Origin of the sequence: Clostridium liquoris, from assembly GCF_002995785.1 — a bacterium.
Classification (GTDB): Bacteria; Bacillota; Clostridia; order Clostridiales; family Clostridiaceae; genus Clostridium_AO; species Clostridium_AO liquoris.
In genome coordinates this window covers 1-24,459 of sequence record NZ_PVXO01000006.1, presented here as the reverse complement: position 1 = coordinate 24,459, position 24,459 = coordinate 1, and the positions used below count along the sequence as shown (strand labels likewise).

The 24,459-nt window shown below is 30.3% G+C and carries 22 protein-coding genes; 2 read left to right on the top strand and 20 right to left on the bottom strand.

Annotated features, from left to right (window positions below):
• Positions 1–126: 126 nt before the first annotated feature.
• From CLLI_RS01500 to ypeB, 7 genes are all read right to left on the bottom strand, one after another.
• On the bottom strand, positions 127–471 hold the full coding sequence (locus tag CLLI_RS01500; protein WP_106062490.1) for a hypothetical protein: 345 nt from the start codon (positions 469–471) through the stop codon (positions 127–129).
• 192 nt (positions 472–663) lie between these two features.
• On the bottom strand, positions 664–2,271 hold the full coding sequence (locus CLLI_RS01495) for a CTP synthase (RefSeq protein ID WP_106062524.1): 1,608 nt from the start codon (positions 2,269–2,271) through the stop codon (positions 664–666).
• A gap of 289 nt (positions 2,272–2,560) precedes the next feature.
• Positions 2,561–2,863: a ribose-5-phosphate isomerase gene (locus CLLI_RS01490; RefSeq protein ID WP_106062523.1), complete on the bottom strand. Its 303-nt coding sequence runs from the start codon at positions 2,861–2,863 to the stop codon at positions 2,561–2,563.
• Positions 2,864–2,984: 121 nt separating this feature from the next.
• The gene (locus CLLI_RS01485; RefSeq protein ID WP_106062489.1) at positions 2,985–3,407 is read right to left on the bottom strand and encodes a YwiB family protein; all 423 of its coding nucleotides are present in this window, start codon (positions 3,405–3,407) and stop codon (positions 2,985–2,987) included.
• A 46-nt stretch (positions 3,408–3,453) separates the two neighbouring features.
• Entirely contained in the window at positions 3,454–4,434 is a 981-nt protein-coding gene (locus CLLI_RS01480) for a DUF814 domain-containing protein (RefSeq protein ID WP_106062488.1), read from the bottom strand.
• A gap of 28 nt (positions 4,435–4,462) precedes the next feature.
• Complete coding sequence (locus tag CLLI_RS01475) at positions 4,463–5,494, bottom strand: D-alanine--D-alanine ligase family protein (protein WP_106062487.1); 1,032 nt, start codon at positions 5,492–5,494, stop codon at positions 4,463–4,465.
• A gap of 169 nt (positions 5,495–5,663) precedes the next feature.
• Complete coding sequence (gene ypeB, locus CLLI_RS01470; RefSeq protein WP_106062486.1) at positions 5,664–7,034, bottom strand: germination protein YpeB; 1,371 nt, start codon at positions 7,032–7,034, stop codon at positions 5,664–5,666.
• Between the two features lie 261 nt (positions 7,035–7,295).
• Here ypeB and CLLI_RS01465 point away from each other — a divergent pair, with 261 nt between their 5' ends.
• Entirely contained in the window at positions 7,296–8,426 is a 1,131-nt protein-coding gene (locus tag CLLI_RS01465; protein ID WP_106062485.1) for an MGDG synthase family glycosyltransferase, read from the top strand.
• 38 nt (positions 8,427–8,464) lie between these two features.
• On the opposite strand, the gene spoIIR is transcribed toward CLLI_RS01465, so the two are convergent.
• From spoIIR to CLLI_RS01410, 12 genes are all read right to left on the bottom strand, one after another.
• Positions 8,465–9,118, bottom strand: a complete 654-nt coding sequence (gene spoIIR, locus CLLI_RS01460) for a stage II sporulation protein R (protein WP_106062484.1) — start codon at positions 9,116–9,118, stop codon at positions 8,465–8,467.
• An 88-nt stretch (positions 9,119–9,206) separates the two neighbouring features.
• Positions 9,207–10,382, bottom strand: a complete 1,176-nt coding sequence (locus CLLI_RS14685; protein WP_207655059.1) for a Ger(x)C family spore germination protein — start codon at positions 10,380–10,382, stop codon at positions 9,207–9,209.
• Between the two features lie 17 nt (positions 10,383–10,399).
• A complete protein-coding gene (locus CLLI_RS14680) occupies positions 10,400–11,506 on the bottom strand; it encodes a GerAB/ArcD/ProY family transporter (RefSeq protein ID WP_242975491.1) in 1,107 nt (368 codons plus the stop codon).
• Between the two features lie 20 nt (positions 11,507–11,526).
• A complete protein-coding gene (locus CLLI_RS01450; protein ID WP_106062483.1) occupies positions 11,527–12,984 on the bottom strand; it encodes a spore germination protein in 1,458 nt (485 codons plus the stop codon).
• A gap of 27 nt (positions 12,985–13,011) precedes the next feature.
• Complete coding sequence (locus tag CLLI_RS01445) at positions 13,012–13,206, bottom strand: CLC_0170 family protein (protein ID WP_106062482.1); 195 nt, start codon at positions 13,204–13,206, stop codon at positions 13,012–13,014.
• 173 nt (positions 13,207–13,379) lie between these two features.
• On the bottom strand, positions 13,380–14,222 hold the full coding sequence (ispE, locus tag CLLI_RS01440; RefSeq protein WP_106062481.1) for a 4-(cytidine 5'-diphospho)-2-C-methyl-D-erythritol kinase: 843 nt from the start codon (positions 14,220–14,222) through the stop codon (positions 13,380–13,382).
• 100 nt (positions 14,223–14,322) lie between these two features.
• Positions 14,323–16,938, bottom strand: coding sequence for a cyanophycin synthetase (gene cphA, locus CLLI_RS01435; protein WP_106062480.1), 2,616 nt, complete (start codon positions 16,936–16,938; stop codon positions 14,323–14,325).
• A gap of 3 nt (positions 16,939–16,941) precedes the next feature.
• Positions 16,942–17,739, bottom strand: coding sequence for a cyanophycinase (locus tag CLLI_RS01430; protein ID WP_106062479.1), 798 nt, complete (start codon positions 17,737–17,739; stop codon positions 16,942–16,944).
• A 104-nt stretch (positions 17,740–17,843) separates the two neighbouring features.
• Positions 17,844–19,406 carry a DUF3794 and LysM peptidoglycan-binding domain-containing protein gene (locus CLLI_RS01425; RefSeq protein ID WP_106062522.1) on the bottom strand — a complete coding sequence of 521 codons (1,563 nt, stop codon included), beginning with the start codon at positions 19,404–19,406 and terminating at the stop codon, positions 17,844–17,846.
• 344 nt (positions 19,407–19,750) lie between these two features.
• Complete coding sequence (locus tag CLLI_RS01420; protein ID WP_106062521.1) at positions 19,751–19,984, bottom strand: Veg family protein; 234 nt, start codon at positions 19,982–19,984, stop codon at positions 19,751–19,753.
• 247 nt (positions 19,985–20,231) lie between these two features.
• Complete coding sequence (yabG, locus tag CLLI_RS01415) at positions 20,232–21,092, bottom strand: sporulation peptidase YabG (RefSeq protein WP_106062478.1); 861 nt, start codon at positions 21,090–21,092, stop codon at positions 20,232–20,234.
• Between the two features lie 108 nt (positions 21,093–21,200).
• Complete coding sequence (locus CLLI_RS01410; protein ID WP_106062477.1) at positions 21,201–22,205, bottom strand: CotS family spore coat protein; 1,005 nt, start codon at positions 22,203–22,205, stop codon at positions 21,201–21,203.
• A gap of 144 nt (positions 22,206–22,349) precedes the next feature.
• On the opposite strand from CLLI_RS01410, the gene CLLI_RS01405 reads away from it, so the two are divergent.
• Positions 22,350–23,474, top strand: a complete 1,125-nt coding sequence (locus CLLI_RS01405; RefSeq protein WP_106062476.1) for a glycosyltransferase family 4 protein — start codon at positions 22,350–22,352, stop codon at positions 23,472–23,474.
• A gap of 34 nt (positions 23,475–23,508) precedes the next feature.
• Here the strand turns inward: CLLI_RS01405 and CLLI_RS01400 are convergent, their stop codons facing one another.
• A complete protein-coding gene (locus CLLI_RS01400; RefSeq protein ID WP_278335551.1) occupies positions 23,509–24,330 on the bottom strand; it encodes a CotS family spore coat protein in 822 nt (273 codons plus the stop codon).
• Positions 24,331–24,459: the final 129 nt, after the last annotated feature.

The following is a 24,459-nucleotide window of genomic DNA, read 5'->3' as shown; positions in this document are numbered from 1 at the left end:
TGTACTGTGTATAACATATAACATTATAACCCATTTTAATATTTTAATCCAGAAAAATTTTAAAAATACTTAGATTATAAGAAATATCATGATAAAACAAAAGCATAATAAATCTATACTTTTGTTTTACAACATTGCGTATATGTTCTTATTTGTATTATTATAATCAAAGATTTTTTTCATAATCTTTTCGTAGTTTCCTATATAAAATATTGGAATTCCTATTTCTTCGCAGCCTCCAATTAGTATGCCTTCTGATGTTAATTCTTTTAAGCTATATCTATAATAATGACTCTCTCCACATAATGGGCATTGTATATTAAGTATTATCTCTCCATTAAATATTTTTATGCTATTTAAAGAGGTGATTTCTTTATTTAGCTCTTTAAACTTAAAAAAACAGCCTTTTCTTATTTTATATTCTCCATTTTCATTTTTTACTGCAATACTCATGTTAGATTCAAATACCATTTTATCACCTCTATACAACTTATCTATTTTTTGACCTTTATAATAATATTTCTATATATATTAGTAAATTCCTTCAATAACTTCTATATTTATTATGTATATTTTTAGACATTATTGAAAAAATGGAGCTGTGGCACTAAGTAATTTACATACAATATATTGTAGTATTTATTCTTAATGCCACAGCTAACCTTATGAAAACTGTTTATTCAATGATGCCTTAATAAACTCTCTAAATAATGGGTGAGGTCTATTTGGTCTTGATTTTAACTCAGGGTGAAATTGCACTGCCACAAACCATGGGTGATCTTTCACCTCAACAATTTCAACTAATCTTCCATCAGGACTTGTTCCCGAAATAGTGAGTCCAGCTTCTACCAAAGCCTTTTTATACTGGTTATTAAATTCATATCTATGTCTGTGTCTTTCATAAATAATTTCTTCACCATAAGCTTCAAAAGCCTTGCTTCCTTTAAGGAGTTTACATGGATATACTCCTAATCTCATGGTTCCTCCTTTTTCATCTACGTCCTTTTGATCAGGCATTAAATCTATAACCGGATATTTTGTTGCTGGATCTATTTCAGAACTGTGGGCATCTTTATACCCCAATACATTTCTTGCAAACTCTATAACTGCACATTGCATTCCTAAGCATATTCCCAGCAATGGAACATTGTTTTCTCTTGCCCATCTTATAGATTCTATTTTACCTTCTATTCCTCTATCACCAAATCCACCTGGTACTAAAATTCCATCTACATCTTTTAAAAATTCACCTACATTATTTTTATTAATATCTACCGAATTTATCCATTTAATTTCTACATTTGCGTCATTAGCATAACCACCATGATTTAAAGATTCTACTACAGAAATGTATGCATCATGCAGTTCCACATACTTACCCACTAATGCTATAGTTACCTTTTTAGAAAGATTCTTTATTTTATTAACCATTGCTTCCCATTGAGCATTATCTATATCTTTACAACCCAAATTGAATTTTTCACAAATTAAGTTATCTAATCCTTCTTTGTGCAGCATTAAAGGAACTTCATATAAATTTTCTGCATCTAAATTTTGTATTACATAGTCTTGTTTTACATTACAAAATAAACCAATTTTGCTTTTTAACTCTTTGGAAATAGGCTTTTCTGAACGGCATACTATTATATCTGGCTGTATACCAATACTTCTTAGTTCTTTAACAGAGTGTTGTGTAGGTTTAGTTTTAAGTTCTCCTGATTTTTTAAGATATGGAACAAGTGTTACATGAATAAAACATACATTTTCTCTTCCTACATCATATTTTATCTGTCTTATAGCTTCAAGAAATGGAAGGGACTCTATATCTCCTACTGTTCCACCTATTTCAGTTATAACTACATCCAAGTCTTTTTCTTTACCCACCCTGTAAACTCTTTGCTTTATTTCGTTAGTAATGTGAGGTATTACCTGCACAGTCCCTCCTAAATAATCTCCTTTTCTTTCCTTATTTATAACTGACAAATATATCTTGCCTGTAGTCACATTATTATTTTTACTTAAATTTTCGTCTATAAATCTTTCATAATGCCCTAAATCAAGATCAGTTTCAGCACCATCCTCTGTTACAAATACCTCACCATGCTGATAAGGGCTCATTGTTCCAGGATCGATGTTTATATATGGATCAAACTTTTGTATGGAAACCTTCAAGCCTCTATTTTTTAATAATCTTCCCAATGAAGCTGCTGTTATCCCTTTACCTAATGATGAAACAACTCCTCCAGTTACAAATACATATTTAGTGCTCATAAAATTATGGGGCTGTGGCATTAAAGAATTTAAATACAATATACTGTTTTGCAAGTTTACAGTAAGCATAATATATTGTAGGGTTTATTTTTAGTGCCATAACCTCATTTTTCACCCCCTGCTTCCTTATTTGTCTGACAATATACAAGAAAATATTTATAAAATATTATTGACAAACTTCCAATTTTATTATAGAATAGATATTACCCAATAATTTAAAATGGGATCTTTATGTTATTTAATACATACCTAATATAATATCACATAATTTAAGCATTTTCTACTTTTTTTATTGAATTTTTTCTATTATATTTTCTGCTTCAAAAAACATTTCTCTTATTTTCTTATTTAATAAAAATTTCTCTTCCGCTTTTTTTAAATTACTATTTAATTTTCTTCTATTATTTATTTCAAAATCCTTTGCCAGACTCTGAATATCCATGCAATTGTATTTTTTTAGAAGCAAGAATAATAAATATTTACATTCTTCATCCTCTAATATTGTAATTAATTCCTCCCTATGAATTCCTTTGTATTCACACAGTAATTCTATTATTTTTTCATATTTAATATTTCTATCAAAGTATTTCATTTTTATAAAGGATTGCTCTTGCAATTCCATTTTCCCTCCCTGCTATTTTATTAAGAATATTACCCAATGCATAGTTTTTTAAACATAGATTTTAATAATAAAAGCGCAAAGGTAAAAATACCTATTGCGCTTTTATATTAATTTTAAGAGATGTATTCTGAGGCTTTTGCCCTGCAACACTCATATCATAACTAACAAATACATTTCCACCATTATCATTTATATCCATGTTAAGTTCCTTAGTATCTATTTTTAATTCTAAAGTTCCATAGGGAGTATTGTAAAGAGATATGTCCCCTGTTGACTTTTGAAATTCCATTTTAGTGCTGGTAGTTCCAATTCTTATCAAAGAGAACTTATTATCTTGAGAATTTATCTTAAAAGTAGTTGTTGTGCCTTCCATGCCAGATATTTCTGTTTCATTATAAACTACATAGTAACAGTTTTCCTTTTTATAAAAACTTCCTGGAGTAACTACTTCTATAGTATCATTTTCTTTTTTTGACTGCTTACTGGATACTGAAATAAGAGCTGTCTTCTTCATGAGTTACTTCTTCACCTCCAGTTTAATGTCTTTAAGACAATTATTTTTATATTATATATTCATTTATTCCCTCTTCTGAGGCTGGCTCCACCTCTATATGGTTATCTAAGGGGCTCATGAACTTTCCATATTTAACTTTTACTAATTTTTCATCTTTTGCTTTACTATATCTAGCAGTAACTTTAGCAGCAAACTTTATGTCTTCTTCATTGGGTTCTCCTACTACAATAATCATTGATCCATTAAAATCTTCAGCAAAAAATATTAAATCTCCTTTATCTAAATACTTTTTAACTTGATCTCCCTCTTCCTTAGTTCTTGTGGATATAATTTTTGCTGATGAAGATACCCTAAAATGTCTTCCATACTTTAATAACTCTAATTCCCTATTGCTAGGATTATCATTATGATTTAATAATTCTCTTAATCGTTTTGAATAATTAGGCTCTGTAAGCTTACATCCTCCTGCTGGTGAAGGATAATCCTTTATTCCCCACTTATCCGCTAATTCCATCTGAATTTTTCTACTTCTGCCTGATATATCAAGTAGTTTTTCTCTATCTACTAATCCTTTTACTTCCATTTCTGTTGGCGGCAGATTTTTCGCACATAAAGGTCTTAATATTTTGTCACTAAATCCTGACTCCTTTTTTACTATATCTAATGATGATCTAGTCTGGGACATAGGCCTCTGATTTAATACTTCTCCAGTTATAATAAAATCTGCATTCAAATCTTCTAATAGCTTTCCAGTATAATTAAGCATTAAACTATGACAATCTATACAAGGGTTCATGTTCTTCCCATAACCATGTTTTGGATGCTTAACCATACTAAAATGTTCTTCAGAAAAATCTACTACCTTTAGCGGTATGCCTATTTGTTCAGTCATCTTTATTGCATTTTGTTCATCAAAAAAATGAGATTTAAAACACACCCCTATTACTTCTATGCCTTGATCTTTTATTAGTTTAGCAGCTAAAATACTATCTAAACCACCCGATACCATGGCTAATACTCTTGTCATACAATTCACCTTTCTCTTTAAAACGAATTTAGTCATTTCCTCTATCTATAGCTAATTCTATTAGCTCATCTATTAATTGAGAATATCCTTTTCCTGAGGCCTGCCATAACTTAGGATACATGCTAATGCTTGTAAACCCGGGCAGAGTATTTATTTCATTTAAATAGACCTCATCTGTGTCCTTATCTATTAAGAAATCCACTCTTGACATTCCTTGGCAATCTAACATTTTATATATATCTACAGCTAATTTCTTTATTTCTTCTTCTTCTTCTTTGCTTAATGCAGCTGGTATCAAAAGTTTTGAAGCCTCATTTTTATATTTTGCCTCATAATCATAAAATTCTTTTGCAGGAATAATTTCTCCTGGTACTGCTGCTTTAGGTTCATCATTTCCAAGAACAGCTACTTCAACCTCCCTAGCATTTATGGCTGTTTCAACTAATACTTTCCTGTCATATTTTAAGGCTTCTTCCAATCCACTTACGAGTCTTTCTCTATTATGCGCCTTAGTTATACCAACAGAAGATCCACTATTTGAAGGTTTTATAAATACAGCATATCCTAACTTTTCTTCTATATGATTTATAATGCTTTCTTTATCCTTATTATAATCAAACTTATTAACTACCACATAATCTGCCTGTTTTACGCCAAAGTTTTCTAGAACATATTTTGTATATATTTTATCCATACATAATGCAGAGGATAATACACCTGGACCTACAAAAGGTATCTTAAGCAATTTACATAATCCCTGAATGGTTCCATCTTCCCCATATAAACCATGTAATACCGGAAAAACCACATCTACTTCTTTGTTAAATAATATGTTTTGTCCGTTTGGAATTTTATTTTCTTCATCACTTTCCCATTCTCCATTTTCTATATTTTCTATTTTACCCTTATATTCCAACCATTTTCCATCCTTAGTAATGCCTATTGAATATATTTCATATTTAGTTTTGTCAATATTTTTTAATACGGATGATGCTGATACCCTTGAAACTTCGTGTTCAGTGGATTGTCCACCAAAAAGTATGGCTATTTTCTTTTTCATATTTAATCTCTCCTCATAAATTATATAAATTTAATTGTTGTGTTAATATTAAATTAACACAACAATTAAATTGTGGCTATATATAATTGAAAATTAATCATTCAAATATTAGTTTAGTTTTTTTTTGTAATTTAATCAATGATTTTTATTTATTTATACATAAATTTCTTTACATTGTAAGCTGACCATTAGGTGTATTTATAATTTGAACAATTTTCTGCTCAAATCCGGTATCTGTATTTATATAGACTATAAATTGTTCATTATTATAGCTGCCGGAAAATTCATAACAAAGTACTTCTTTATTATTTTCTGTAGGAACTATGGCTAATTTAGTTGAATTTATTTTTAACCTTTTCCCTACCCTTTTTCTAGCTTCATCTACAGTTACCCTAGGCTGTGGTGTTGCCCTCCTGTCGCTATGAGATACTAAATACTTTTCTGATTCAATTCCTATTATGCTGCCATCATCTAAAGCGATTTTAAGTTTTATTTGATCTGGATATATTATAATATTGTCCTGCTTATATACATAACTAATAACTGCCACATTACCATAAGTCAAAGAATACATGGGTATCATATTTTTATACCCTATGTTATTTAAATAAGTTACACCTTGCTGTATAGCCTTATCCTTTGTGATCTTAGCTTTTGCTACACTTTTATTATCTAATAAATATATTACTTTCCCGCCATGTCTACTTATTTCACAAGCCGCTGTACTGCTTTTTTTATCTCTTCCCTTCATAATAACCTCAAAGGAATATGCAGGTATTCTTGTATTACTTTTAGTTTCTTTTATTTTTATAGATTCCACTTTGTCTGCCCCTAGAATTTTTTTTACTGCATCCTCTCCTTCTTTTTGGGATATAGCCCTTTCGGAATTAACTCTAGGTTCTATATTTACTACATTATCTGAAAAAGGTCCATCGTATATTAATGCGGGATATTGAGCTACCTGCTTTTGTATGCCCTTAAATTTTTCAGATAATACTTCTGTGTTATTTTTAGCAAATACTCCACTAACTCTTTTTCTTATTTCCCCCCATTTAACTTTACCTGAACTAACTTGATTTGATACTTCCTTTAAATTGGCTTCTAATTGAAAAGACCTATTTTTAAGACTATCAATAGTTTGATAATCCTTTTCACTTAATTCTCTCCCTTCTGAGGATACCTTTCCTAAGGTATAGCAAAAATCACCTACTTGGGATAAAAACTTGCTAGAGTTCTCTAATGTTTCCTGTGGAACAGGTAAAGAATGCAACTTATCATTTGCCATGGCTGCATTCCTGAATATTTCCTCAAACACTATTATACTCTGCTCTTTAGAACCAACTATAGCAGCTTTCCCTAAATTAACCCTTATATTCTGTACAGAACTAATTAAGTCGTACATATTTTTACTATATTCTCCTTGCAAATAATTTCTATAATCTGTTCTCTCCAATGTCATGAGTATTGCAAAAGTTGATGAAAATACAACTATTAATGTTACTATAGCAGTGTAAACTATTCTCCTTTTTGTCATTTTCATAGCAATTCCTCCCACATATTTCTCTTATTATTATTTGTAATAACTACATCAGTTATTCATTAGAGTTAAAAACATTTCTCTAAAATAACTTTGAAAATTTATTTATGATACAATGTACTAGAACTTGGGTATAATATTTAATATAATGTTAAATTATTTTAAAACCTTATATTTTTAATTAAAATAGTGTACAATATTTATTAACTGAGTTTTCCTAAAAAGTATAAATAGCTTTAAATATGAAAGGGGAAACAATAATTCATGAGAGCATTAATATTTTCAGTTTCTGCAGGTGGGGGTCATAGTCGGGCTGCAGAGGCTATAAAAGATTATATTTACCTTTATGACCCTGATTCCGAAGTAAAAATAATCGACACTTTGAAATATATAAACCCCATAATTGATAAGGTTATAATTGGTAGTTATTTAAAAACAATAAAAGTTACTCCATCTTTATTTGGTAAATTATATGATTACTCAGAAACAGATTTTGGATTGGCTACAATCAGTTCAAAAATTAATGAAATACTGACTTATAGACTTCTGCCTTTAATAAATGACTTTGAGCCAGACATATTAATAGCAACTCATCCGTTCCCAACGGAAATGCTATCTATATTAAAAATAAAACACAAAACAGAATTGCCTACTATGTCAATACTTACTGATTATGCCCCCCATAGTTTTTGGCTTCATCCATGCATTGATGCCTATATTGTTTCAAATGCAGATATGATTCCAGAAATGATTTCAAAGGGTATACCTAAAAACACAATTTTTGATATAGGAATACCAATAGATCCAAAGTTTCTCACAGAATATGATAGGAAAGAAACCTTAGCGGAAATACAATTTTCTACTGATAAGACTACCATATTAATAATGGGTGGAAGTCTTGGTATGGGCAAAATAGAATATATTTATGAAGAATTGCTAGGCTTAGAAAATGACATACAGATAATTGTAATAACTGGCAACAATAAAAAGCTTTATTATGAATTAATGAAATATCAAAATATATCTACAAAGGGCAAAAAAACATATATAATTGGATTTACAGATAAAGTTAATAAATATATGCAAGCTTCAGATCTTCTTCTTACTAAGCCTGGAGGTCTTACCATAACAGAAGCTCTTATATGTAAAATACCTATTGGAGTATTTTCGCCAATACCAGGTCAGGAAGAAAAAAACACAGAATTCCTTGTTAAACATAATTTAGCTGTAGATTTAAGCCATGGCAATAGTACAAAGGAAACTATAGAGAATCTTCTTTCAGATCCAAATAATCTATTAGCTATGAAAGAAAATTGCAGTAAATTCTCAAAACCATTTGTAGGTAGGGATATCTATAACCTAATACTAAAACTTATCAAAACTAATCAAGCTTAAAAAATCCAGAATTTTATTCTGGATTTTTTAAGTATTTTTTAGCTAAATATATCTTCTATTACCTCAAATATTTTAAATTTCATTTTTATTTTTTTTTCTTTATTATTGCTATTTTTGCTATATTGAATTCCATTATCTATAGCCTTATATTCACTTTCATTAAGTACACTCTTCATTTCTTTCTCAGTTTCCTTATAGGCAACCTGACCCTTAGTTATATCAACGAAACATAAGGGCGGAAACATAACACACCACCAATTTTGTCCTTTTCCTTCTCCTATTATTATTCTATAAGCCTCATATTTTCCTTGAGGTAAACTTATATTCCCATAAGTTTTTATAGGAAAATTCTCATAGGATAACTTTGTATTTATATTATAATTGTATCCATTTTCTTTTATTATTTTATTCGCTATTTCTTTAATAGCTGCGTCATTATCTTTTATAACCTTTCTTGACTGGTTTATATCTTTGCATTCCTTTAGCTTAGGTGATATATATTGTAATACACCATCTTTTACTTCTAGTTTCAATTTTTGATCATAAGGCAGATCACTGTTAGCTATAACATGGAATCTTATAAGCTTTTCTGATATATGTTTTTGTTGAATGCTTGTCTTTAATTTTATAATACCAAAAGGTACAGAAATAATTATTAATAAAAAAGTAATAATAGCTATTGATTTTTTCATTTTAAATATCCCCCTAATATGCTAAAAAGTCTTAATACATCATTAGCTATTATTGCCACATAAGTTTTATATATACATCCATTAAAAATTATTTTATTGCTCCTATTCTTCTTATATGGGTGTTTACATAGACGTTAATTACAGCATTTTTATATGTTTCATCCCAATCTTTTTTCACTATATTCCATACACTTGGATCATACTTTTGCACATATTCTCTGAGTCCAATTAAATCCGTAGAATATTTGCTCTGTATAATTTTTACAACCTTCTCCATCTCATCTTTTAAAGATTCATTAAAATTCTCCTCTATTTCTGATATTATCTTTGTGGAAAGTAATTGTTTACCTAAATAATATTCCTTTATCTGACCCTCCATATTAACATTAATATTAAATATTAGTTTATCATCCTTATTGTCCATTGTTATCTTTCTCTTTATACCATCTATTTGAAAATCTATTGGATGTCCTTCCTTATATATAACCTTTTTACCTCCTTTTAATTTTCCCCTTAATATTTTAATGTCCGCAGTTTCTGTAGGAGATAATATACCTTTAAAAGTATAGTCCTTTATAACACCGGTTCCTGATAACTTAATCTCATTTTTATGCTTATCTATAGTCAAGTAAGGCAAAATGGCATTCCCGTTTTCATCCAAGTTCGTTAGAAACTCATTCAAATCAGTAGGTATAATACTGGCATTCCTATCGCTATTCTCTATGAGTCCATGTATATATTCTTGTATATTCTTTTCCGTGTCTGGTTTATACTTCATATAGTCTTCAACTTTTCCTTCAGCAATCACTACTAAAGCATTTCTATCCAAAGAGGGTTCTCTTTGCAAATAATCCAGCACTTCCTTAACTGCCTCAGGATAACCAAAAAAATCATTGCTCATTATAAGAAGTTTTGAGTGTCCGAAACTAATATTTCTACTATTTTTACCAGTAGCTTTAATAAAGGCATCTTCCATAGAATATGCATCTACATTTATGGTTTTTTCTTGGGCTATGCCTCCCTTTTGTGGTCCAAAGTCACTTATATCTGGAAACCCATAGGTTACATTTAATCTTTTAACATTACTTTCTGAAAATGGCTCATTAGGGCTTAATTTTTTTAATTCCTTTTCTTTTGATATTTCTTCTCCTGCATCTATGCCTATGGTTGACACAAAGGTTCTTCTGTCTATTTCTACCTTATCCCAGCATCCAGTGGTAAATATGCAGCATGTTAATATAATAAGAATCTTTTTTATCCTCATAATATTTTCTTAGGAAATTATCTAGAATTTCCATTGCCCCCTTTCTTAGAAGATGATACAAGCAACAATGCTATAGGGAGAATTATTAGATTGATTAGAAAAAAAATAGGGCTGTACTTACTAGTCAATACATATGCCTCAGCTATATTCTTAGGATATAAAGCTATCAAATATATAAAAGGCACAATGATAGCAGCAGATAATTTTATATCTTTAAATTTAAAAATCTTCTTTAATAAATCAGAGGCAAAATAATAATGATTAGTAAAAGTAGTAAAATAAAAAATTATCCATATACTCATTATTATGCCTTCCCATCTCTCTATAAATGACCCTGGAATGTTTATATATTTTACCATAGTAATTACAGGCCATAATAATATCTTAGTTTGGTTTTGACCAAAAACTCCCACAGTTAAGATAAATACTGCTATATAGAAAACTACCACAAACCATATGCCTTTACGAGCTACCTTATTTATGCTTTTTTTATCTTTTACAAAAGGTATAATTAGGAATAATATTTGAAAACCCATGAATCTATTTATGCTAGCGATAATGCCTTTTGCATAACTGTTAGGGGGATTATTGAAAGCTGGCAATATATTAGTAAAATCCACATGATAAATTGAAAAGATAAGCACTAAAATAACAGGAATAAACATTAACCAAAAACTTATCTCATTAAACTTTATTAGATTATCTATCTCTCCTCTTACAAGATAAGTTCCCATTAGAATAGTTACTAAAAATATAAATTCTGTTGGAGTTTGTTCTAAAAGATACATTTTTATTTCTTCCGTAAATGTTCTTAATCCCATGGATATAAAAAATGTGCTATACCATGTTAATTCTAATCCCACTAGAATAGCTATAATTTTACCAAATCTATTTTCTAGTATTTCGTATATATGAGAATAACCATTATTTTTCTCTGCTTTACAAATAAAACTTATTAAAATGTAGGCTATAATGCCACTTAGAAGTATTACTAACCAGCCATCTCCTCCTACCAAATTAGCAAGTTCATTCGGGTATGAAAAAACATTAACTCCTATTATTGTTACTACTAAGGTAGCAAATAATCCATAGGAAGAAACAATATCTTTATTATTCAAAACCACTCGCCTCCCACTGCCAATAACTATTTCTGTCTAATTTTATCTTCCGTATTCATATATATAGGTCTATTCTTAAAATGTTTCAGTGGCGCTCTTATAAGCATATCTTTAAAATCCTTCTTATTAAAAGTAACAAGAGGGCCTAAATATGGTACACCAAAACTTTTAAGCTTAATAATATGTATTAAAACTGCAATAAGGGTCAGCATTATTCCATATAACCCAATAATAGCTGAGGCTATTATAAGTAAAAGCCTTATAATCCTAAAAGCTGATGTGATTTCATAATTAGGTGTAGTAAAACTAGTTATAGCTGTAATAGACAATATTATTATCATTACTGGGCTTACAATACCTGCACTGACAGCAGCCTGACCTATTATTAAGCCGCCTACAATACCAATAGTAGCACCAATGGGTCTAGGTAACCTAGCTATAGCTTCCAAAAGTATTGCTAAGTTTACCTCCATTATTAATGCCTCTACAAAAGCTGGAAAAGGTACTCCTTCCCTTGAAGCCGCTATAAAGTAAGCTAATTTTGTTGGTATAATAGAAGGATGAAAGGAGGTTACTGCTACATATAATGCAGGTAATATCAAAGATAGTATGATGGAAAACAATCTGATTATTCTCAACATAGAACCATATATCCATCTTTGATAATAATCATCTGGAGATTGAAATAAGTTAGGCAAGATAGTTGGAACAATTATAGCAAATGGAGAATTATCCACTAAAATAGCCACTCTTCCTTCATATAAGGCTGCGGAAACTACATCCGGTCTTTCTGTACTTTGAATTTGGGGAAAAGGTGACCAACTATTATCTTCTATTAATTGTTCTATATATCCGCTATCTAAAACGGCATCAATATTTATATTTCCTAGTCTGGTAAAAACCTCATTTACTATTTTATCATCAGCAATATCTTCTATGTACATTACTGATACATCACTTTTGGATCTTGTTCCAATCATTTTAGGGACTATCCTTAATCTGGTATCTCTTATTCTACGCCTCACTAAGGCTGTATTAAATCTAATGGTTTCTGTAAACCCATCCCTTCCTCCCCTTAGCACTGTTTCTCTTGAAGGTTCTGATACCCCTCTGGCAGGCCAAAATCTGGTGCCTATTATATAACATATATCCATACCATCAAGAAGCATAAGAGTATCTCCTGATAATACTGCATTTACACCTTCTTTTAGCTTCTTTACTTCTTTTAAATCTGATACAGTTAATATTTTATCTTTAATATCTTGTGCTTTTAATTCTTTTCTATTGAGCATTAAACTTTCTAGCACAAAGTTATCTAGCAGTATTTTATCCCCCATGCCATCTACATACATAATTAAAGCTTTTATATTGTCAATATAAAATTCTCTGTAAACTATATCCGAATTATCTTTTAGCAGGTTTTTAAGGTATTGTATATTATCATCTATATTCGCAGATATAACTTCCCTTATTTCTTCCTTCATATGTCTCACTTCCTATTCCATCCATAATTAATACAATGTTCTAGCTATCAAATACATAACTAAAGAAATAGAAATTTCACCAATTCCTATAATTCTAGCTTTTCTAGCTGTATTATTCATTCCTGCCTTCTTAAAACTTTTATAATCTATAATAGAGGTTACAAGTCCTTGTGTAATAACTAATATTAAAAAATAGTTGCTGAAAAGAACTAATATATCCATACTGCATCACCTTAACCTTTATAATTCCTATTTATTTTCTACATATAAAGATTAATTATTCATAGATTAATATACAAATGCAGAAATTAAAATAATAGGTCCTTTCAAAGGTATATCTTTACCTCCTGAAAGAACCTATTATTCAAAATTTATTCATGTAGCTGATATAATTTTTATATTGTTCTTGTAATAAACACCTCCTTATATTTTAATTTCATGTAATCATAATACTTTTGAGCAGAAAACATGTCTTCAAAAAATCCAAATATAGTTGGACCGCTTCCGCTCATTAAGGTTCCTAATCCTTTAAAGTTAAACACTTCTTTCTTTATTGTATTTAATGCTTCATATTTTTCTAAGGTAACATTTTCTAATACGTTAATCATGTTATTACATAGCAACTCTAAATTATCCTCTTCTATGGCTCTGATAATAATCTCTGAGTTAGGATGATTTAAAATACTTTTGTTATCAATTTCTCTATAAACTTCTTTTGTAGACACTCCAAAATTAGGCTTTACTAATACTAATATGTGATTTTTAAAAGGTTTTAATGGGGTGATTATCTCCCCAATGCCTTCACAAAGCGCCGTACCTCCGTAAATACAATAAGGCACATCTGCTCCCAAGTTTAATGCCATATTTGCTAATTCAGCATTTGAAATTCCAGGTCTAAACATATCTCTCATAGTCTTTAATACTGCAGCTGCATCAGCGCTCCCCCCGGCTAAACCTGCTTCTACAGGTATATTCTTTTCTATATATATATCTACTCCCTCTTTTATGTTATAATTTTTTATAAAAAGTTCCGCTGATCTATATGCTATGTTTCTATTATCTAATGGAATTGTACTTGTACTGCACCTTAAATTAATACCTTTTTTATCTTTATTAACCTTTACTACGTCATATAAATCTATGTTCTGCATAACCATTTTCAAAAGATGATACCCATCTTCCCTTACTCCGGTTACATCTAGGCATAGGTTTACTTTGGCATAGGCTTTTAATTCCATAGTGATCCTCCTAACTATTAATTAAAAAATAGTATAATACAAAAAAAAAATAAAAGCTATATATATGAATACAGCTCTTATTTTTAAAAACATTGTTTCTCTATGCTAATGCTTCGTTAGAATTCTTGTTTAAACTATTCATTTCTTCCTTTACAATCTTCAATAAGGGTTCATATTCCTCAAAAAATATTATAATTAAATCTCCTTTTCTAGAATTCTCCAGAGACTTTTTTAATGCTTCTCTTTCGTCTAATATTATATTTATGTTCTTTTTATCAAAGCCGCCTTTTAGTACTCCCTGTTCTAATAATCGTGCTACTTCTCCTTCTCCCTTATTTCTTTTATCTTTATCTTCTTTAATGTAAATATAGTCAAAGTTCTTCCCCGATATCTCGCCTATTTCAAGTATATTTTCATCCTTTCTGTCTCCTGGCATACCTATTATACCAATTAGCCTCTTATAATCTAACTTTTTTACTCCTTCTAATACGGCCTTGTATCCCTCAATATTGTGCCCATAATCCAATATAACAGTAACATCTCTTAGATTATACATATTAAACCTTCCTGGATTATGCTCTTCATCAAGATAAAAACTTTCCATACCTTTTCTTATAATCGAGTAATCTACACCTAATCCTATAAGTGCTGCACAAGCTGCCATAGCATTCTCTATATTATATTTCAGTTTTCCCTCTAAAGTTATTTTAATATCATTTATTTTTATTATAGGAAATATGCTTCCTTCCTTCTCCACATATATAAAGTCATTCCAGGTGTATATGCCATATCTTCCTCTTTTAATATTTTCCCTAAGATATGGATTATTTTTATCCTTAGAGAATAATACAACATTACCTTTTGCTCTGCTCAGTACTTTCATGCTTATTCTATCATCAGCATTTAATACAGTGTAGCCTTTATCTTTTACTGCTTCAACCACCAAGGATTTTACAAAGGCCAATCCTTCCAGTGTATCTATGTCATCTATACCTAAATGATCAGATGTTATATTTGTTATAACTCCCACATCTGCTAAATCATAGGCAAGACCTTTTCTTATTATTCCTCCTCTAGCTGTTTCTAATACAGCCGCATCTACTTCCTTGTTAGTTAGTACAGTCATAGCACTATCATACCCCGTGGTATCTCCTTTATCTATACAGGTATTATTTATATAAATTCCCCCTGTAGTGGTCATACCAGTCTTATATCCTGCTAAAGATAATACATGGGATACCAATCTTGTGGTAGTAGTCTTTCCATTGGTTCCTGTAACAGATATTATAGGAATTTGTCTAGGTATATCCTTTAATAGCATATCTACTATAGCCCTTCCTACATTTATACTATTCCCTTCGTAAGGGTGCTCATGCATTCTTATACCTGGTGCTGCATTAACCTCTATAACAACCCCATCCATCTTTTTTGATATATCTGAGCAGCAAATATCTATACCACATATATCAAGCCCAACTGCTTTTGCCGCTCTTTTGCATATTTCAATATTTTCTTCACAAATACTATCTGTACGATCTATTGCTATTCCACCTGTGGATAGATTTGCATTTTCTCTTAGTACAACCTTTTCTCCCTTTGCAGGTATGGAATTAAGTGAATAGGAATTTTTCCATATATAATTAATTAGATCCTCATTTATTTTAATCTTGGTAAGAGGTTTTTCATGTCCATCTCCTCTTCTTTCATCAGAATTAATTCCCTGAATTAGCTGTATGATACTGCTTTCACCATCACCAATTACATATGGTGAAATTCTCTCAGATACAGCTACTACTTTATAATCTACTAAACACACCCTATAATCTTTTCCCCTTATATACTTTTCTATCAAAATATCACTATAATTCTTTGACAAAGTTCTATAAGCCTCCATAACCTCTTTTTTATCTCTTAGATTAACCAAAACACCTTTGCCCTGGTTTCCATATCTAGGCTTTAGAACTACAGGATATCCTATCCTTTCTGCTTCAGAGAGCATTTGAACTGGATTTATTACCTGTTCACCATCAGCTACAGGTATATATTGATTAAATAATATTTTTTTGGTTAAAAGCTTATCACAAGCTATATCTATAGCAATTCCACTGGTATTGCTGCTTATGGTTGCTTCTATAATTTTAGAAGTGCTTCCATATCCCAATTGAAAAATGCTTCTTTCATTTACTCTCAATACTGGAATACTTCTTTTTTTTGCTTCCCTAATTATTGCTAAGGTGCTTGGTCCTAGCTCCTCCTTCCTCAAAGTTTCTTTTAATTTTAATATAGCTTCTTCCATATTAAATTCCTTTTTACTTATTAAAGAATTTATTATCATTACAGCCATATTCCCTGCTTCAATGGCAGTATTCTTATATTCATATTCATATATGATATAATAGATATCTTCTTTTATCTCTCTAGCTTTTCCATAAGCCGCTTTTATGCCAATGGTATTTTGCAATGCAATTACTATATGCTCACAAATATGCGCAAGGTATGTTCCCTCTTTCAGCCTTTTAATAAACCCCATATCTTCATCTATACCACATCTATGCTCTTTCAAGCTAGGCATAAGTTCTATTAACCCTTCATTGAATCCATCTATAGAGTTGCTTGGTATTTCGCTAAACCCTTCCAAATCCACTTCCATCTTTATGCAGGGTTTATGACAATATATATTTCTTCCCTCAAAACATTTAAAGTTTAAAACTTTCATTTTCTAAGGTGTCCTCCTATTTAAATCAAATTTATCGTCCTTTTTAAGTACGTGCATTTTTATATTGAATATTGATAATATCTCATTTTGGTTCTGTTCAGAGACGTTTGTAGCGGTTATTTCACTTCCATCAATAATATATACTGCCCCAGAGCCTATTACCTTAAACTGAGCCTTATTATCTACAACCATAGCAGTATCTTCATCTATCCCTATACCTATACTTTGGGGATTTTCTGCTATACCAACAAGAAGCCTTCCTATTCTGCCTCTTTGAGCAAAGTGTTGATCTATTATTACACCTTTAATTAATCCTAATCCAGGTGCCATTTTTAAAGTACACTTTTTAGGAGATTCCTCATCTGGTCCAGTTACTATCATAGTCTCACTCATTGCAGAGGCCCCTGCGGAAGTGCCTACATATGTACATCCACTTTCATAACTTTCCTTCATGGCCTTATATAATCTAGTGCCCCCTAATAAACTAGTAATTCTCAGTTGATCTCCCCCTGTAAAGAAAACTACAGAAGCTTTCTTAATTAATTCTATATTATAATTATCAAAAGCATCCTCCCTTTCCCTTACATTAAGTATAGAGATATGGTTCACACCTAGGTTTTGAAATATATTTTTATATTGAAATCCCAATTCCTCCGGTACACCTGAGGCTACTGTAGCTATGACAATCTCGCCATTTTCTTTATCAATCCTGCTGCATACCTCTTTTAGTATACTTTTTTCTCCTTTTTTATCCTCTGCTCCACCTATTATTATTAAATCACCTTGTAGTTTTTCCTCCACAAAAACACCTCTTTTCACAGGTATTTTTTATTTTTACCACTTTTATAAGTATTATACATAAACATAAAAAAAGCCTGCAGTTTACGCACCGCAGGTTTTACAGTTTACATATAAGCTCTTCCAGGTATTATTAATTTTTCACCCAATTTAATTGCATCTGGATTTTCTATATTATTTACCTTTATTAAAGTATCCATTGTAGTAAAATACTTCTTAGCTATTTTCCATAAAGTGTCTCCGTTTTGTACAATATAGATAGTAAGACTAGATTTCTTTTTTGGTATTTCTCCCTCTACAGGAGAAATATCTACTAAAAACTCTTTTGGCATAATATAATTTACTCTTACATATACCTGAACAACCGCTTTTACAGCTATATTACCAGCTTCTATAGAAGCTTCTACACTTTCTAAAAAAGCTTTGCCTATGCTCTGCATTTGAATTTTACAGCCAGGTAAATCTACAGGACAACTAAATGGTATTTCTTCAGAGACACTGCCTATATAATTATTTTCATCTCTGGTCTTATACATAACATCTACATTTAATACCCCTTCTACTATGACCTTATCTTCAACAATTCTCTTCTCTGTAATACATACCTTTCCTGAACACATTACTATTTCTGATATCTTGGGTATGTTTTTGTCAGTCTCTATATCTCCTTTTACTACTACTTCCCCTTTTGATTGACCATGAGTTACATTAAGTTTATAATTTTCCTTCTTCATTTCCATAAATACCGCAGGAGAATATGCATCTTGAATTATATCCATTTCTTCTTTAAACATTACTCGTGTAGCTGCTTTTACTAAGGCTTCAATATCAACTACTCTATTTTCTCCCTGTTCATCTTCTTTTACATTTAGTTCCATAGCATCTATTTTAAAATCAGTATAGGTTTCCATAGCAGAGGTAACCCCTTCATAGTCAACTTCCTTGCTAATACCCACATCTTCTTGAACGGCAACAATATCCCCTGTATCCTTTCCTTTATACAATAGGCTTATCAACGCTGCAGCCTCTATTAAAATTTTGTTTTCCATAACTCTTATATCTTTTTTATGAATATTAATATCACATTTAAGTATATTTCCTATCTCCGGTTCATCACTAGGTATCTTCATATTGCATTTTGCTACCATGTCACTATTAGCTGTTCCTACTATCTTGTCTACCTCCATAGGATTTTTCAACATCTGTATGTCATCTGAGTCTTTAATATCTTTTATTATTTCAAAGGTATAATTTCTATAAACCTCTGCTTTTAGTTTAATTACTGCTTCTACAGCCACTTTTCTTTCATTAACTATATTGTATTTCATAAGTTCAACATAACAATCACATTCACAATCCATCTTATGTTCAGCTCCAATTACTTCAACGGAGTTTGAAAATTTACCCATATATGTTACATTATATACTTCCATTTTATCTTCTTCTTTAGCTAAATAGATTACATTGTACTCTATCTGTCCCTCTAAATAAACTTTATCCTTCATAACTTCTTTATTTACTATATAAGGTTTTGAGTCAACAGTTAATATCCTTACTACGTCTGGATGGGTATCAGGTACTAGATATTCAGCTCTGATAGCAGTATCACAAGTATTTTCACCGAGAAGTTGTTCACATTCTATATTCTCTCTAACAAGCTCTATAGCCATATTCATACTCCCTCCTATATAAACCTACTATCTATTTATATAATTTTTTCAGAGAAAATATGATTAATCTTTAATATTTTTACGATTTGTTTACCATAGAAAAATAAATATTTTACAACAAAATTCATCATTTTTCTTTAAAAACTCGGATATATTATTGTTATCATTGTTGACATATAAAATATTTTAGCGTATTATAAAACATGGTTGTTGACCATATAACCTCTCATAAATTCTCAATACCCTTTTATACCATAGTTGAAAGATGGAACCCACCATCTTTCTTTTTTACTTAAAAAACCTTAATATACAAGAAAAGCAGTACCTTAAGGTACTGCTTTTATTTAAGCATATACTAATTGAACTGTCTTTGTTAGTACATCTGAATAACTATATGTCACTGTCCTTTGGGTGTCATTGTCTAATCTTATTACAAATATGCTGGGGTATGCCTTTTCTATTGTTCCTTTATTCACAAAGGTCTTTCTTCTTCCCCCATTAGCTTTAAGAGTCACGCTTTCTCCAACATGGCTTTCTATATCTTTTTTTATAGTAGCCAACACATTGCCTCTTTCCACAGCAAACACCCTCTTTCCACATTTTAATTATATATTATTATATATTGAATGTCAACTAAACTTTTAATTTTATATTTATTTTAGTGATTTGTCAATATTAATATTTGCCCAAAGATAAATATTATAAAACGTATTCATTGTTTATACGAGAGAATTCAGCTCTAAACTATTATTCCCTATATCTTTCATATATATTCATAATAAAAATCCTGCTATGTGTAAAATGGTAGCCATAGCAGGATTTTCATTATGAATATTGGGATTTAGGAAATCCTTCTCTATATTTGCCCCTTGTTTGAAGCCCTCCTATACCCTTTGCTCCGCTTATGGTGTTTTCAAGAGCCTCCTGTATTGCCACTACTTTTTCAATATTGGTATAGGCTATTTTCTCACATAAAAACACAGGATCCAAACAATGAATAAGTACTCTATTAGGTGAACTAGCAAAATTAGCACCTGCATCTAATATAGCTTCATAGTGGGATTGGCAGGCACCTGCAAAAATAACTAAATTATCATAACCTGGCTCATAGTTTCTAAGTTCTATTACAGTATCTATAAAATACTTAGAATTTTTATAATTTTTTAAGTCCATATAATCTTTGGTGTCTTTTGCTACTGCATCATGCCCTGTTATAACCACAATATCTGGTTTTACTGACTTAACCATTTCTAATACCTGTTTAGGCTGATCTTTTTCAGGGATTACCTTACCAACAACATCTAGAGCTAGCTGCTTATATACTTTAAGACATACATCTAAATATTCAGCATCTCCATCTATGTGTAATATCTTTCCGGGTCTTCCAAAGGATAAATCTTTTTTTTCATTTATGGCTATAGATCTAGTATAATTTTTTATATTTCCTCGATTTATTAGTATTCTTTTTATAGAAGTATTTACTTTTCTATTGAATACTTGATCATATTGAGTAGATTTTCCTTCTGCAACTACTTCTAGATCATCCTCTAAAGAGTCAGCTATTATCCTTAAATTTATTCCTTTTAAGGTATACATGTATCCTTGTTCTGTATCTTTTATATCTATTATTTTAAATGTAATATCCTTACCATAAGACACCCTTACAACTATATCTCCTACTTTCATAAAATCATCCCCACATAAAAATTCATGATATATTATATGACCCTACCCCTACTTAGGTGCAAAATAATTGGCATGTATTGCTTATGAAAGCGTTACATGCCATATTAATTATTCCTTTTGATTATATGTCTTCTTAAATTCTTCGATAAAATTAATATATTTGTCCTGTTCAGCTATCAATTCCTCCACCTTATTGTTAAAGGTATTTAATGGCCAACTTACTTCATTATAATAATACCTATTGGAAAGTCTCCAATATCTCTGAGGAAATAATAAAAATGCAAATAAAACTCTATAATCATTATCATTAAGAGGATATATATTATTATAAGAATCCAAAATCAGATTAGCATAATTTATATCCCAATCCACTCTTTTTAGAACCTTTATCATAAATGAAAATATATCATACACTCTAATTTCCCTTTTACAATAATCAAAATCAATTACATTAACGCAATTATCTTCATCAATAATTATGTTATGATAAGTATAATCATGATGGCAAAAACTCTTCTCCTCTTCTGCTATTTTGCATAGTTCCATATACTGAGAATCCCTCAATATATTCATTGCCCTTTTCCCTAGATCCTTGTAAAACTGTACTGACTTTATATAATTCATTTCAAAATCATTTTTATTGCTCTTCTTTCTAGCCATGTCCCTCATTTTATCTAGAGATTTCACTCTCTTTTCCATAAGATGAGGCCATCTACCTAAATCTGTTTTTAATTTGCTATTTTCAGGAGGCTCATATCCCTTTGAAGCTATATGCATATGGGCTAAGTTTTCTGCGGCTATTATTAAATCTTCCTTGCTTCTAAAATCTGCTTCCCTTCCATCTAGCCATTGAGAAAGGGTATATATATCTTCATTAACAATTGCATAAGGATGTTCCTCAGTATTTAAAAAATATTTATCCACTCTTGTAAATCCATTGGATATAAGATGTTCCTTGGCTCCATATACAAAAAGAAGTTTTTGAATTCCATAGTTAATTTTCTTTAAGCATCTCATACCCTCATTTGTTTTTAATAAATAAACACCTCTATTAGGCTTTAGGCTTTCAATTTTAATATCAAACTGTCTCTCAATTTCAAATTCTCTCATCATAGTAATCACCTCCTTATAATTTATATGTAAAGGATATGGTTTTTAGAAGATAACTTATAATGTTCTAGTGAGGTTAATTTATTAACACTTTTCGCTCCCTATTAATATAATGAAATATAATTAGTTTATGAAAGGAATATTCTTATGAGAATAGGAATAGACGGTAGAGCAGCTAATTGGTATAGGGGCACTGGTATAGGCACTTACACATACCAACTGATAAACCATATTAATAAAGTAGATTCTATCAATGATTATATGATTTTTATGCCTCATAATTGCAACAATATGATAAATTTTAATGAAAACTTTTGTATGACAGAAGTAGACGGGCATTGTAAAGACAATTTTTGGGATGAAATAAATATGCCTAATATATTAAAAAATAAAAATATGGATCTATATCATGTCCCTCAAAATGGTATAGGAATTCCAGAAGATAAAAAATGTGCCTTTGCAATAACATTGCATGATGTAATCCCCTATAGAATGCCACAAACGTCTAGTGAAAGATACCTAAAGCTTTTCAATGAAACTTTACCTAAAATCATATCTATGTGTGATGGAATAATAACCGTATCAAATTACTCTAAAAATGATATTATAAAAGCATTTAATTTCCCTAAAGATAAAATTTTTGTAACACACTTAGCAGGTGAGGATATATATGCCCCAATAGACAAGGGTTTATGTAAAAATATAATAAAAAAATACTACTCTATCAATGAGGATTATATATTATATGTAGGAGGCTTTAGTCCTAGAAAAAATATAATAGGCCTTATTGAGGCCTTTAGCATGCTTTTAAACCGCTATAAAAAAGAAATAAAGCTAGTTATAGCCGGTAAGCATGGCATCTCCTACAGTTTATATAAAAAGCGTTGTGAAGATCTTCATGTGGAAGATAAAGTAATATTCCCTGGCTTTATTCCTCTGGAACATCTGCCGTATTTATATAACGGCTGCGAAACTTTTGTGTATCCTTCCTTCTATGAAGGTTTTGGGTTACCACCAGTAGAAGCTATGGCTTGCGGTGTTCCGGTTATAGCCTCCAATGCTACTTCAATTCCAGAGGTAGTTGGTGATGGTGCAATACTTGTAGATCCATATAATATTGATGAGTTATGCAATTCAATGTATAAAATACTCTTAGATAAAACACTAAAAGAAGATTTGATTTTAAGAGGCTTAGTAAGATCTTCTGAATTAACTTGGCATAAAACTGCCAAGGATACTATAATTGCCTATAATAAAATAATTAATAGATAGAAAAAAGCCAATAGATAAATCTATTGGCTTTTATTTACAGTAAATCTTCAAATGCCTTTAAAAATTCTAATCTAAATTCTTCTCCTTGTGTTTTCCTTTTGATTCTATCTACAAAGGTCCCCTCAGTCCAATCTTTTCTTCTAGTATAATAATCCTTTACAATACTATAAAAATCCTGTGGGAAAGTTAACATTCCATATAGTACGGATAATTCTCTCTTATCTAAAGGATTTATGCTAGAATACTCTTCTAATATATTCTTCCCTTTTTCTATATCAAAAGCATAATTTTTAGTTCCCTTGGTTATAAAATTACACAAATCATGTACTCTTAAATCCACAATAGCATAATCAAAGTCTATAAAATACGCTTCCTCGTTTTTTATAATTATATTATGATTAGCTAAATCATGATGACACAACACTATTTTGTTCTCTTCGGCGCATAACTTATAGTAAAAAGAATTCTCCAGTAGTTTTATGCTATTCTTTATCTCAGCAATATAATGATCTACATTGCTTAGAAATATATTATCAAAATCACTCTTATGTTCATTAATAAGTGCTACAGTTTTAAAAACTCCCATTTCATTTAATCTTCTTGTAAAATTGTTTATTAGTCTACCGCTATTGCACCTACTGCATAAATTGCCTTTAAACCCCTCTGAGGCTAGGTGAAGCTCTGCCAGCCCTTTTGTAGCTATACTTAAATCTATAGGATTGTCATAATCACTTTCTCTGCCTTCTACTAAATCTATCATACAATATATTTCATTATTCCATATAGTATATATATTATCATCGGAGGTTTTCACAAATTCCATTACTCTATGGAATTTATTATTTATATATTTTATACCCTTGTATAATGAACATATAGTAAAAATTCATTATACTTTTCCTTTCTTAAAGATTTTTACTATAATTATCATAAGACGCTGTGGATTAGTTTTATCACCTATAGCTAGACTATTTTAATTGAGGAT